This window comes from Tabrizicola sp. (assembly GCF_036781545.1).
GTDB lineage: Bacteria > Pseudomonadota > Alphaproteobacteria > Rhodobacterales > Rhodobacteraceae > Tabrizicola.
In genome coordinates, this window is record NZ_DAIQAT010000099.1 from 1 (window position 1) to 12513 (window position 12513).

The window sequence follows — 12513 nt, forward strand, 5'->3', positions numbered from 1 at the left end:
GGGGTTCGAGGAAGGCGAAGAGCTTCTTGCCGAAGCCGGGGATGCGGGCCTGGGTCAGCTCGGTCATCCGCGCAGCCTCGATCAGCGGGTCGCGGGCGCGCAGGCGGTCGGGCATCTGTTCGTAAAGGAGGCCCTCGCGGATGCCATAGGCGGAGACGTCGATCTCGGACGGTTTCAGAACCCGGATGATCTCGCGCAACACCTCGCAGGCGAGGGGGACCAGTTCCATCCGCTCGGCGCTGGTGCCGGTGCGGCCGCGCAGCGCCGAGAGGTCGGCGGAGGCGAGCCAGTCGAGCGTGTCGAGGAGGCCCTGCGGCGTCATGCGGTATTCGTGAAGGACGGTGAGGGGATAGGCCCGCCGCTCCATGTCCAGCCGGGCGATGACGCGCCAGCTGCCGCCGACCAGATAGATGCGGTCGTTGTCGGGCTTGATCTCGCGGGCGGCGGCTTCGAGGATCGCGGCGATATGGGCCTTGCGCTTCTTCGGGTCGGGGGAGACCTGCTGCAGCCGGAACGGCCCCAAAGGCGTGGAGACGCGCTTGCCGACGCGGCCCTCGCCGATGCGGGCCAGTTCCATCGAGTTGCCGCCGATGTCGCAGACGATGCCGCGCGCCTCGGGCCAGCCGAGAAGGACGCCCTGGGCGGAAAGCCGGGCCTCTTCGGCGCCGTCGATGACGTGGAGCTTGAGGCCGGTCTCTTGCAGGACCTGGGCCTGGAAGTCGGGGCCGTCCTCGGCCTCGCGCATCGCGGCGGTGGCGACGACGGTGAAGGGGGCGATGTTCATGCCCTTGGCAAGGAGAGAGAAGCGCTTCAGCGCCGACAGCGCCCGCGCCTTGCCTTCCGGGTGCAGCCGCCCGGTCTGGGCAAGGCCCTTGCCGAGGCCGCACATGATCTTTTCGTTGTAGAAATAGGCCGGTGAGCGGGCCGCGCCGTCGAAGACCACCATCCGCACCGAGTTCGAACCCACGTCGACCACGCCGACACGGGAGAGGGCGCGGGCAGAGGGATCGTTGAAGAGAGGCTTGCCGAAGGGACCCCAGTCGCCCGAGTCATCGTCGTCATCGGGCAGGGGAGATTTTCCGTCGAGTGCCATGCGAGAATCCCCTTCCGACTTCCGCGGGCATGGTGGCGAGGCCGACGCCCGGGGTCAACCATCTGCCCGGCTGCCGTGGCGTCGCGGGGGGCATCCTGTCGCCCTGCGGCCCACCGTGCATCGCCGGGCTTGTGGAGGCGGAGAAGGTAGCGAAGATGGGCGGGTCGCAAGCCAAGGGAGCGTGAGGATGAGTGAGACTGTCTGGCTGAGCGTGGCCCCGCAGAAGTCTGAACTGACTACATGGTTTCAAATGGAAGACCGCGCGGCGCCCGACCTAGAGCGAACGCAAAATGCCGCGTTCAACAGGGGGGGGAAATTTGGACCCCCAACTGTTGCCACAACGCGCGGCTGAGGACGAGGGTCGCCATGTGGCGAAGGTATCTAACTTATTCAAACTAAACGGATTTCTTTGCGTGACCGAGAAGGCCGCCTCTGTGCTGCGGCGGTTTGATCTGGGCAGCGGTGGTCTTTATCCCCTGGAAATGGTCCGCTACGACGGGGTAACCCCCGTGGACGGGTTCTTCTGGGCGCTGAATTTCGGCGAGAAGAAGAACGCCCTTGCCATGGAAGACAGCCGTTCCGTCGATGGGCCTAACGGACGCGGCAACTGCACGCCGGAACTGTGGGTCAAGGACGACGACTTTGCTGTGACCCCCGCGGCACTGGATGGAGCCGACATCTGGGGTGACGTACGGGTAGAGGTCGGCTTTTTCGTCAGCCCGCGCCTGGGCCAGGCATTGCATAAGGCTGATCTGGCCAAGGTCTTTCACCTGCTGCGTTGCCGTATCGTCTGATTTCAATCTGTGGGACTGGGCCGCCGCAGGGCCGCACCATCGGAGAGTCTTCCAGAGGCTTGCGATGGTTCCGGGCGTGCGGGCAGTCGTCCGGGATCTGAAAGACAAATTCCTTCGAAGGAACTTGCCAAATCTTTTCGAAAGGATTTGCCCCGTGCGTCCGGTCAGCGCTTCTTCGGCTTTGGCGCGGGCTTGTTGCCCATCGCGCGGGCGGCTTCGGCGGCGGCGCGCAGTTCCTCGGCGATTTCCTCGGCTTCCTCGGGGTCGAAGTCGAGCGGGAGGTCGATGCCGCCTTCGGCCTCAACATAGATGCGGACCATGCCCTCGTCGGTGGGGCCGATCTGGAGGTTCGCGGCGATATCGCTTGGAGAGTTGATGCCCATGCAGTTCGGGTAGCGCAAGGGGGCGGGTCCTGTCCAGAGCGATGATACTTGACTGAATCAAGTTATGAGTCATCCTGCCCGGATGGACGTCATCGACCGCATTCGCGACTTCAACCGGTTCTACACCCGCGCGCTGGGCCTGACCGGGCGCAGCTATCTGCAATCGGGGCGAACGCTGGCCGAAGTGCGGCTGATCCACGAGATCGGCTTTGCCGATGCCCCGACCGCGCGCGGGCTGGCGCAGGGGCTGGGGCTGGACGAGGCGCAGGTGTCGCGGATGGTCGGGCGACTGGAACGCGAAGGGGTGGTGGCGCGGGCTGCGGAGGGGCGTCAGTTCCGGCTGACGCTGACCGAAACCGGGCGCCGGATGCTGGACGGGTTCAGCGCGCAATCCCGTGCCGCGCTGGCCAGGCTGATCCCGGAGACCCGGCGCGAGGCGCTGGCCGAGACGCTGGCCGCCGTGCGGGCGCTGGTCGAGCCGGGCGGGGCCACGATCCGCCCCCTGCAGCCGGGCGATGCGGGCTGGATCATCGGCACCCATGGCGCGCTTTACGCCAGGGATGAGGGCTATGACGCCAGCTTCGAGGCGCTTGTCGCGCGGATCATGGCCGATTTCCTGGACCGGGCCGACCCGCGCGAGGCGGCCTGGATCGCCGAAAGCGGCGGGCGGCGGCTGGGCACCATCTCCTGCATGAGCGAGGATGCCGAGACCGCCCGGTTGCGGCTTTTCATCCTGCGGCCCGAGGCGCGGGGGCAGGGGCTGGGCCAGCGGTTGCACGACGCCTGCGTCGATTTCGCCCGCGCGCAGGGCTACCGGCGCATGGTCCTTTGGACCCACGAAAGCCACCGCGCGGCCTGCGCGCTGTATGCGAAGAACGGCTGGAGCCTTGTGCGGTCGACCCCGGCGCGGGCCTATGGGCAGGCGGTGGTGGACCAGGACTGGGAAATCACGCTCTGAGGCTTGCATCAGCCCGGTCTTGGCGCTATGTCGCCCGCAAGTGCAGCTTTAGCTCAGTTGGTTAGAGCACCAGATTGTGGATCTGGGGGTCCCCCGTTCGAGCCGGGGAAGCTGTACCATCTTTCCCTGCAAGTCCGGAACGCCCGCCTGTCTCCAGCGCTTTGCGCGGGCGCGGCTTTGTGCCATGCTTTGATCATTGCACAGGCCTGACGGCCCCCAAGTGATTTCAGCCTTTCGCGTTCCGGATTGGAGGAATGTCATGTCCGAAGACCCTGCAGCCTCGCCCCCGATCACACCGCCCTGGCGGGGCAAGAAGATCGTGATCTTTGCCGATGGCACCGGCAACAGCTTTGCCACCCAGGAATCGAATGTCTGGCGGCTGTATTCCGCGCTCGACAAGACCGAGAAGTCCGGCGTGACCCCGGCCGAATTGCAGCTGGCGCGCTACATCCCGGGGGTCGGGACCTCCTCGAACCGGGTGCTGCGGCTGATCGACGGGGCGACGGGGATCGGCGTGCCGTCGAACGTGCGCAAGCTTTACCGCTTCCTGTGCTGGAACTGGCAGCCGGGCGACGAAATCCACCTCTTCGGCTTTTCGCGCGGGGCCTTCACGGTGAGGACGCTGGCGGGGATGCTGCGCTGGCAGGGGCTGATGCCGCTGATGATCGGCGACCGCCCGGTCACCGACGCCGAGATGAAGCGCAATTCGATGCGCGCCTGGGAGGCCTATCGGGCCAGCACGGCGCCCTTGTGGGACGGGGGGCTGAAGATGGCGCCCTGGATCGGGGCGCTGCGCTGGCTGCGCGACCGCACGATCAGCGCGAAGCGGCGGCTGTTCGGCCAGCCGACCCATGCCGAGGTGCTGGCAGCGCGCGACCCGCGCTTGCGTCCGGCTCTGCCCGGCGATCTGCCGGGGGACCAGCGGGGCGGCGAAGTGCGCATCCGCTACATGGGCCTCTTCGACACGGTCGAGGCCTACGGCTTCCCTTTCGCGGGCCTCCGCGAGGCCTGGAGCTGGCTGGTCTGGCCGATCCTCTTCCGCAACCGGGTCTGCGCGAAGATCGTCACCCGCGCCGATCACGTGCTGGCGCTGGACGACGAGCGCAAGACCTTCCACCCGCTGCAGTTCGACCAGACGGATGCGGGCACGGACGAGGCGCCGACGCTGGTGCGCGAGACCTGGTTTGCCGGGATGCATTCGGACGTGGGCGGCGGCTATCCGGACGATGCGGTGGCGATGGACCCGCTTCTGTGGATCATGGCGGCGGCGGAGAGCGAGGGGCTGCGGTTCGGGGCGGGCCGAGCCGAAGGTTTTGCGGCGCGGCGCTATCCCCGGGCGCTGATCCACGATTCGCGCGCCGGGCTGGCGGCGAGCTACCGCTACGCGCCGCGGCCGAAACCTGCGGGCGCGGCGCATGGCCGGGGCGCGCCGGTGCTGCACCGTTCGGTGCTGCAGAAGATCCAGACAGGCGCCGACGGCTATGCGCCGCTTCTCCTGCCGGAGGGGGCGAGCGTCTGCGACGGACCCGCGAGCCATGACACCTGCGGCCCGGCGCCGATGGCGCGCACGGCGGTCTTCGACGACAAGGCGCGTCGTCTGATCGGCTGGCGGGCGAAGGCAAACCGGGCGCAGATCGCCCTGGCGGTGCTTTTCGTCGTCCTGCCGCTGCTGAACCGGCTTGGGCTGCCGCTCTGGCCGACCCTTTGGGACAGCGGCAAGGCGATTGTGCTCGCCTGGGTCTCGGCCCTGCGCCTGTCCTTCGGCCCGCTCTGCGCGCTTTACGGGGATATCTGGCCCGGAGCGGCCCTGCTGGTCGCGGCTTGGGTCGTGCTGTGGTGGTGGGGCGGGGGGTTGCAGGGGCGGATCAAGGACCAGGCGCTGCGGGTTTGGCGGATCACCGGGTGACGAGGGCTGACGGGGTTTCCCCGATCTGGGGCCGCCGCTAAGGTGCCCGCCCCAAACCTTGAGGATTCGCATGAGCCTGACCCTGATCCCCCGCCTGATCGCCACGGAAATCGGGGCGACGCCCGCGCAGGTCACCTCGGCGGTGGAACTGCTGGACGGCGGCGCGACGGTTCCCTTCATCGCGCGCTACCGGAAGGAAGTGACGGGCGGGCTGGACGACACCCAGCTGCGCAAGCTGGAGGAGCGGCTGGGCTACCTGCGCGAGCTTGAGGCGCGGCGGGGGGCGATCGTCTCCTCGATCACCGAGCAGGGCAAGATGACCGAGGCGCTGGCGAAGGCCATCGCCGGGGCGGGAACGAAGGCCGAGCTGGAGGATATCTACCTGCCCTACAAGCCGAAGCGGCGGACCAAGGCGATGATCGCGCGCGAGGCGGGGTTGCAGGGGCTGGTGGAGGCGATTGTCGCGGATCGTTCCGCAGATCCCGTGGCGCTGGCGGGCGGGTTCCTGTCCGAGGGCTTCCCCGATGCGAAGGCCGCGCTGGAAGGCGCGCGGGACATCGTGGCGGAAGGGCTGAGCGAGGATGCAGCCCTTCTGGGCCGGTTGCGCGACCACATGCGGAAGGTGGGCAAGCTTTCGGCGAAGGTGGTGGCGGGGAAAGAGACCGCGGGGGCGAAGTTCTCGGACTATTTCGCGCATAGCGAAGAGTTTGCGCGCGTGCCGAGCCATCGGGCGCTGGCGATGTTCCGGGGGCGGAACGAGGAGGTTCTGGTGCTGGACCTCGAGGTCGATGCCGAGGCCCCGCGCGGGGAAAGCCCGGCGGAGCGGGCCTGCGGCGCGGCGGTCGGGGCTGGTGGGCAGGGCCTGGGTGACAAGTGGCTGCGCGAGGCGGCGGCCTGGGCCTGGCGGGTGAAGATCAGGACCTCGCTGACGTTGGACCTGATGGCCGAGCTGCGCGAGGCGGCGGAGGCCGAGGCGATCCGGGTCTTCGCGCGGAACCTGAAGGACCTGCTGCTGGCGGCCCCGGCGGGGGGGAAGGCGACCATGGGGTTGGATCCCGGGATCCGCACCGGCGTGAAGGTCGCGGTGGTGGATGCGACGGGCAAGCTGGTGGCGACGGATACGGTCTATCCGTTCCAGCCGAGGATGGACCTGAAAGGCGCGCAGGTGGCCATCGCGCGGCTGATCGGACAGCACGGGGTGAAGCTGATCGCCATCGGCAACGGTACGGCGAGCCGGGAGACGGAGAAGCTGGTGGCGGATTTGCTGGCGCTGTTGCCATCGGGCACGGAGAAGCCGGTGAAGGTGGTGGTCTCGGAAGCCGGGGCCTCGGTCTATTCGGCCTCCGAGCTGGCGGCGCGGGAGTTCCCGGAACTGGACGTGTCTTTGCGGGGGGCGGTCAGCATTGCCCGGCGCTTGCAGGACCCCCTGGCGGAGCTGGTGAAGATCGAGCCGAAGGCGATCGGCGTGGGGCAGTATCAGCATGACGTGGACCAGCACCGCCTCGCCAAGTCGCTGGACGCGGTGGTGGAGGATGCGGTGAACGGGGTGGGGGTGGATCTGAACACCGCTTCCGCGCCGCTGCTGGCGCGGGTGTCCGGGGTGGGGCCGGGGCTGGCCGAGGCCATCGTGGCGCACCGGGACGCCAACGGGCCGTTTGCCACCCGGAAGGAGCTCCTGAAGGTCGCGCGGCTGGGACCGAAGGCCTTTGAACAGGCGGCGGGCTTCCTGCGGATCACCGGGGGGAAGGAGCCGCTGGATGCCTCGTCGGTGCACCCGGAAGCCTATGATGTGGCCCGCAAGATCGTCGCCGCCTGTGGGCGGGATATCCGCGCGCTGATGGGCGACGGGGCGGCGCTGAAAAAGCTGAACCCGGCGGCCTTCGTGGAAGAGCGCTTTGGCTTGCCCACGGTGAAGGACATCCTGGCCGAGTTGGAGAAGCCGGGGCGGGACCCTCGGCCGAGCTTCAAGACGGCGACCTTCACCGAGGGGGTGGAGGAGATCACCGACCTGCGTCCGGGAATGGTGCTGGAGGGCACGGTCACCAACGTCGCGGCCTTCGGGGCCTTCGTGGATATCGGCGTGCATCAGGACGGGCTGGTGCATGTGAGCCAGCTGTCGGACAGTTTCGTGCGTGATCCCCATGCGGTGGTGAAGGCGGGGGATGTGGTCAAGGTCCGGGTGGTGGAGGTCGACGTGCCGCGCAAGCGGATCGGGCTCAGCATGAAATCGGATGGCGGGGCCAGCGCGAAGGATCAGGCGCGCGAACGGGGGCCTGCGCCTGCGAAGCCGGTCCGGGGCCCGATGCAGTCGGGGCCGCAGGGGGGCGGGAACGCCTTTGCCGATGCGTTGAAGGGCAAGTTCGGGCGCTGAACGGAGGCGGGCGAGGTTCCGTGGCCAACCTCCCCCCTCCGACCTGTCATCCCCGCGAAAGCGGGGACCCAGCCCCCGGCGCTTTGCCCTCTGGGTCCCCGCTTTCGCGGGGATGACAGTCATTTTCCACCTGATCGAAGGCCCGGCCGATCTGGCCCGCGCCTGTGCGGGGACGACAGTCGCGGGAAGGTGATGGCCTTTGTCGGACCGGCCAACATCAATGTCGAAGCAATCCATCTCGGGAGGCGGGAATGTCCGAAGCCAATACTGGACAGCACACATTCTGGAACGATGTGCCCGGTCGCGCCTGGGTGGCGCAGCAACCGGCGATGGACCTTTTGATGACGAATGTGACCGCACTGGTCATGGCCGAGGCCGCACCGCTTCCCGGTCAGCGGGTGCTGGACGTGGGCTGCGGCGCAGGGGCGTTGACGCTAGCGGCGGCAAGGGCGGTGGGGCCGCAGGGCAGGGCGCTGGGCGTCGACATCTCGGCCCCGCTCCTCGCCCGTGCCGGGGAACTGGCCAGGGTCGAAAGCCTGGCGCAGGTAAAGTTCCTGCGGGCCGATGCGCAGGATCATGGCTTCGCGCCGGCCGCTTTCGACCTGGTCCTGTCGCGCTTCGGGGTGATGTTCTTCGCCGATCCGGTGGCGGCCTTTGCCAACCTTGCCGGGGCGATGCGGCCGGGCGGGCGGATGGTGCTGGCCGTCTGGGGGCGGGCCGTCGCGAACCCGTTCTTCGCGACGCCGGGGCGGATCGGCGCCGCCCGCCTCGGCCCACCACCGCCGTCGGACCCCGACGGCCCCGGCCCGATGGCGTTCAGCGACATCCCGCGCGTGCTGGGCATCCTGCGCGCGGCGGGCTTGCGGGCCGAGGGTCGGGCGGTCGAGCTGACGCTGGACCACCCCGGCGGGATCGAGCCGGTACTCGACCTGCTGTCCCACCTTGGCGGCCTGCCGCGTCTCTTGCGTGAAACCGGCGGCACGGCGGCGATGCTGGCGGCCCTGCGCGAGGAATGGTCGGGGCTGGTCGGGGACGACGGCTGCCTGCGCGTCCCCGCCGAGATCAACCTTTACACCGCCACCCGGGTCTGAGGCGGAAGCCGCCGCTCAGGCCGCAGCACCCCCGACCGTCAGGCCCTGGATCATCAGTGTCGGTTGGCCCACGCCGACCGGGACCCATTGCCCGGCCTTGCCGCAGTTGCCGATGCCGGGGTCGAGCTGCAGGTCGTTGCCGATGGCGCGGATGCCCTTCAGGGCGGTGGCGCCGTCGCCGATCAGGGTCGCGCCCTTCACCGCCTCGCCCACCACGCCGTTCCTGACGCGATAGGCCTCGGTGCAGGAGAAGACGAACTTGCCCGAGGTGATGTCGACCTGCCCGCCGCCGAAGCCCACGGCGTAGATGCCATCCTTCAGGCTGGCGACGATCCCGGCGGGGTCGTCGTTTCCGGCCAGCATGTAGGTGTTGGTCATCCGGGGCATCGGGATATGGGCAAAGCTTTCGCGCCGCCCGTTGCCGGTGGGGGCGACCCCCATCAGGCGGGCGTTCTGCCGGTCCTGCATGTAGCCGACCAGCACGCCATCCTGAATCAGCACGTTCTTGGCCGAGGGCGTGCCTTCGTCGTCGATGGAGATCGAGCCACGGCGATCAGGGATTGTGCCGTCATCAAGGACAGTCACGCCCTTCGAGGCGATCTGTTTCCCCAACAGCCCGGCGAAAGCCGAGGTTTCCTTGCGGTTGAAGTCTCCCTCCAACCCGTGGCCGATGGCCTCATGCAGCAGGATGCCGGGCCAGCCGGGGCCGAGGACCACGTCCATCACCCCGGCCGGGGCCTCGACGGCGGAAAGGTTGACCTGGGCGATGCGCAGCGCCTCGGCGATCATCGGTTTCCAGGTTTCGGCGGACATGAGCGCGGTGAGGCCGTATCTCCCGCCCTTGCCCATGCCGCCCTGTTCGCGGCGGCCGTTCTCCTCGATCATCACGCTGACATTCAGCCGCGCCATCGGGCGGATGTCAGAAAGCCGCGTGCCTTCGGGGCGGAGGATTTCCACCTCTTGCAGCGAGGCGGTGAGCGTGGCCGAGACCTGCACCACGCGGGGGTCGAGCGCGCGGGCATGGGCGTCGATCTCGCGCAGGAGGTCGATCTTCACCGGGAAGGTGGCATCGGCCATCGGGTCGTCGGAGCGGTAGAGCCGGGTGTTGGTGCCGCGCGGTGGGGGGGCGAGGGTGCCGCCGCCCGCGCCCACGGCAAGGCGGGCGGTCTCGGACGCGCGGCGGAGCGCGGTCTCGGAGATTTCGGTGGAATGGGCGTAGCCCGCGACCTCGCCCCTCACGGCGCGGAGGCCGAAACCTTGAGAGGCGTCATAGGTGGCCTGGCGGATGCGGCCGTCGTCGAGGACGAGCGCCTCGGCGCGGCGGCGTTCCAGGAACAGCTCGCCGTCATCGGCCCCGGCGGTCGCCTCGCGCAGGGTGGCAAGGGCGGCGGTCTCGTCGAGATGGCTGTCGAAGGGGCGGAAGGGGGCGTCGGTCATCGGGGGGTTTCCTGTCGGGTCGTGTCACAGATGGGCCGGGACGCGGGCAGGGTCAAGGAGGCAGGGTCCGGTCGATGAAGGCGGCCTCCTGCTCCCATGTGGCGGGGGAGAAGAGCGCGTCATGGCCGACGGGACCAAGCGAGACGAAGGTCTTGGGGTCCTGCGCGAGGTCGTAGAGCCGCTTGCCGAAGCCCTGCGGGATCACCCGGTCCTTCTCGCCATGCAGGATGAGAAGCGGCGCGCGGATCGCGGCGATGTGGTCGCGCGAGCGATACTGGTCCTTCATCAGGAGGCCGACGGGCAGCCAGGGCCAGGCGCGCCGCGCGATGTCGACGGCGGCGGAATAGGGGGCTTCCAGCACCACGGCGGCAACGGGGTTGGCGGCGGCGGTGATCACGGCGGGGCCGGTGCCGAGGCTTTCGCCGACCAGCACGATGCGCTCGGGCGGGATCCCTTGTGCGCGGAGGTGATCGTAGGCGGCCTTGGCGTCGGCGAGAAGGCCGGTTTCGGACGGCGCGCCGGTGGAGCCGCCGTAGCCGCGCCAGGACAGGAAGGCCACGCCATAGCCCCGGGCCTGGTAGAAGACGAAGCGGTCGGCGCGGTCGGCGATCTCGCCCGCGTTGCCGTGCAGAAAGAGGATCACGGGGCGGTCGCCTTGGGGCGGGCTGGTCCAGAGGACGAGGGTCTCGCCATCGGGGGTGGCGAGCGTGATCCGGCTGGCCCCGCTCAGGCCCAGGGCTTCGGGCGCGGGATCGCGGCGGGTGGGAAAATACTGCAGATCGCGCTGAAAGACATACATTCCCGACAGGGCCACGACGTAGAACAGGCCGAAGGTGACGAGGGTCAGCTTGATGAAGGCCAAGGGTCGTCTTCCTCCACCGATCCGGCAGCCAGGGGGCGCGGATTCGTCGCTACGGTTTTGCTTGTCGCGGTCAAGCTAATATGGTTTGAGGACCATGGGAAACAGCGGGATTCTGACCTTTGGGCGGCATCCCTGGACAGCGGCGGCAAGCCGCGACGTGAACGGGATGAGACATATGCGTCTTTCGACAGTGATGAAGCGGGGCGGCGCTGCGGCAATCGCCACGCTGGTGGCCGGGCAGGCCCTTGCGCAGCAAGCGTTGGAAATCGTGGGACAACCGGTCTCGGGGGCGACGGGCTTCCAGCCCGCCGTGACGGAGCTGGCCGAGGACATTCACTGGCTGGATCACATGATCCTGTACATCATCACCGCCATCGTGATCTTCGTCACCGGGCTGCTGATCTATGTGATGCTGCGCTTCAACCGGAAAGCGAACCCGACTCCGGCGCGTTTCACCCACAACAGCCCGCTGGAAGTGGCGTGGACGCTGATCCCGATCGTGATTCTGGTTTCCATCGGTGCCTTCTCGCTGCCGATCCTGTTCAAGCAGCAGGAGATCCCGGTCGGCGAAGTCACCATCAAGGCCACCGGCAACCAGTGGTACTGGAGCTATGAATATGTCGACGAGGGGATTTCCTTCGACAGCTACATGATCGGCTCGCCCGCGACCGGCGGCACCAACATGATGACCCCCGAGGTCGAGGCGCAGCTGACCGCGGCGGGCTATACCAAGGACCAGTTCCTGCTGGCGACCGACACGGCGGTTGTGGTGCCGGTGGGCAAGACCATCGTGGTGCAGGTCACGGCGGTGGACGTGATCCATTCCTGGAAGGTTCCCGCCTTCGGCGTGATGCAGGACGCCGTCCCCGGCCGGACCGCCGCGCTGTGGTTCAAGGCGGAGAAGGAAGGCATCTACTTCGGCCAGTGCTCGGAACTGTGCGGGCAGATGCACGCCTATATGCCGATCACGGTGAAGGTGGTGTCGGAAGCGGCCTATGCCGAATGGCTGGCCAAGGCCAAGGCCGGAGATGTGCAGCTGTCGTCGGTGGCGGCGCCCGCGACCGTGCAGGTCGCGTCGAACTGAGACCTTTCGGGGGGAGCTACGTGTCGGCGCCTGGCCTTGGCCAGGCACCGCCGTCTGAAGCAGGACCGGGATGAGCGAGACCTCAGCATATCAGGGCGCGACCGCCACCCCCTATGAACCGGGGTTCGGCGATTACGTGCAGCTTCTCAAGCCCCGCGTCATGTCGCTGGTGGTGTTCACCGCGCTGGTGGGCCTTCTGGTCGCGCCGGTCAGCCTGCACCCGGTCGAGGTCTTCTCGGCGATCCTGTTCATCGCGCTGGGCGCGGGGGCCAGCGGTGCGCTGAACATGTGGTGGGACGCCGATATCGACCGGGTGATGAAGCGCACGGCGAAGCGTCCGGTGCCTGCGGGCCGCGTCCAGGCGGGCGAGGCGCTGGCGGTGGGGCTGGGCCTGTCCGGGATCAGCGTGGTGATGCTGGGGCTGGCGACGAATGTCGCGGCGGCGGGGCTGTTGGCCTTTACCATCTTCTTCTACGTGGTCGTCTATTCGATGTGGCTGAAACGCTCGACCCCGCAGAACATCGTGATCGGCGG

Annotated in this window: 11 protein-coding genes and 1 tRNA gene; 8 read left to right on the forward strand and 4 right to left on the reverse strand. The window is 68.3% G+C overall.

Translation table 11 applies throughout. From position 1 onward, the window contains the following. Window positions 1-1093, reverse strand: a 1093-nt coding sequence (locus tag V7Q39_RS14075; RefSeq protein ID WP_333817231.1) for a Ppx/GppA family phosphatase, incomplete at its 3' end; no start/stop codon positions are given. Window positions 1094-1506: 413 nt separating this feature from the next. Between V7Q39_RS14075 and V7Q39_RS14080 the strand changes: the two genes are divergently transcribed. Continuing rightward, on the forward strand, window positions 1507-1887 hold the full coding sequence (locus tag V7Q39_RS14080; RefSeq protein WP_333817232.1) for a hypothetical protein: 381 nt from the start codon (window positions 1507-1509) through the stop codon (window positions 1885-1887). A 164-nt stretch (window positions 1888-2051) separates the two neighbouring features. On the opposite strand, the gene V7Q39_RS14085 is transcribed toward V7Q39_RS14080, so the two are convergent. After that, window positions 2052-2270, reverse strand: a complete 219-nt coding sequence (locus V7Q39_RS14085; RefSeq protein ID WP_333817240.1) for a DUF6324 family protein — start codon at window positions 2268-2270, stop codon at window positions 2052-2054. Between the two features lie 82 nt (window positions 2271-2352). Between V7Q39_RS14085 and V7Q39_RS14090 the strand changes: the two genes are divergently transcribed. From V7Q39_RS14090 to V7Q39_RS14110, 5 genes are all read left to right on the forward strand, one after another. Continuing rightward, a complete protein-coding gene (locus tag V7Q39_RS14090; RefSeq protein ID WP_333817233.1) occupies window positions 2353-3228 on the forward strand; it encodes a bifunctional helix-turn-helix transcriptional regulator/GNAT family N-acetyltransferase in 876 nt (291 codons plus the stop codon). Window positions 3229-3270: 42 nt separating this feature from the next. Continuing rightward, a tRNA-His gene (locus V7Q39_RS14095) sits at window positions 3271-3347 on the forward strand. A gap of 140 nt (window positions 3348-3487) precedes the next feature. Next, the gene (locus tag V7Q39_RS14100) at window positions 3488-5134 is read left to right on the forward strand and encodes a DUF2235 domain-containing protein (protein WP_333817234.1); all 1647 of its coding nucleotides are present in this window, start codon (window positions 3488-3490) and stop codon (window positions 5132-5134) included. A 70-nt stretch (window positions 5135-5204) separates the two neighbouring features. Next, complete coding sequence (locus tag V7Q39_RS14105) at window positions 5205-7505, forward strand: Tex family protein (protein ID WP_333817235.1); 2301 nt, start codon at window positions 5205-5207, stop codon at window positions 7503-7505. A 251-nt stretch (window positions 7506-7756) separates the two neighbouring features. Beyond that, window positions 7757-8596, forward strand: a complete 840-nt coding sequence (locus V7Q39_RS14110) for a class I SAM-dependent methyltransferase (RefSeq protein ID WP_333817236.1) — start codon at window positions 7757-7759, stop codon at window positions 8594-8596. A gap of 15 nt (window positions 8597-8611) precedes the next feature. Here the strand turns inward: V7Q39_RS14110 and tldD are convergent, their stop codons facing one another. Continuing rightward, window positions 8612-10033, reverse strand: a complete 1422-nt coding sequence (gene tldD, locus V7Q39_RS14115; protein WP_333817237.1) for a metalloprotease TldD — start codon at window positions 10031-10033, stop codon at window positions 8612-8614. 52 nt (window positions 10034-10085) lie between these two features. Then, the gene (locus V7Q39_RS14120) at window positions 10086-10895 is read right to left on the reverse strand and encodes an alpha/beta hydrolase (protein WP_333817238.1); all 810 of its coding nucleotides are present in this window, start codon (window positions 10893-10895) and stop codon (window positions 10086-10088) included. 166 nt (window positions 10896-11061) lie between these two features. Between V7Q39_RS14120 and coxB the strand changes: the two genes are divergently transcribed. Both coxB and V7Q39_RS14130 read left to right on the forward strand, forming a co-directional pair. Further along, window positions 11062-11979, forward strand: a complete 918-nt coding sequence (gene coxB, locus V7Q39_RS14125) for a cytochrome c oxidase subunit II (RefSeq protein ID WP_443082524.1) — start codon at window positions 11062-11064, stop codon at window positions 11977-11979. A gap of 70 nt (window positions 11980-12049) precedes the next feature. Beyond that, window positions 12050-12513 (forward strand): UbiA family prenyltransferase (locus tag V7Q39_RS14130; RefSeq protein ID WP_333817239.1); only part of this gene is annotated, 464 nt, incomplete at its 3' end.

Coding starts and splice junctions, on each gene's coding strand:
- V7Q39_RS14085 (WP_333817240.1), bottom strand. CDS start 2,270: ATGGGCATCAACTCTCCAAGCGATATCGCCGCGAACCTCCAGATCGGC.
- V7Q39_RS14090 (WP_333817233.1), top strand. CDS start 2,353: ATGGACGTCATCGACCGCATTCGCGACTTCAACCGGTTCTACACCCGC.
- V7Q39_RS14100 (WP_333817234.1), top strand. CDS start 3,488: ATGTCCGAAGACCCTGCAGCCTCGCCCCCGATCACACCGCCCTGGCGG.
- V7Q39_RS14105 (WP_333817235.1), top strand. CDS start 5,205: ATGAGCCTGACCCTGATCCCCCGCCTGATCGCCACGGAAATCGGGGCG.
- V7Q39_RS14110 (WP_333817236.1), top strand. CDS start 7,757: ATGTCCGAAGCCAATACTGGACAGCACACATTCTGGAACGATGTGCCC.
- tldD (WP_333817237.1), bottom strand. CDS start 10,033: ATGACCGACGCCCCCTTCCGCCCCTTCGACAGCCATCTCGACGAGACC.
- coxB (WP_443082524.1), top strand. CDS start 11,062: ATGAGACATATGCGTCTTTCGACAGTGATGAAGCGGGGCGGCGCTGCG.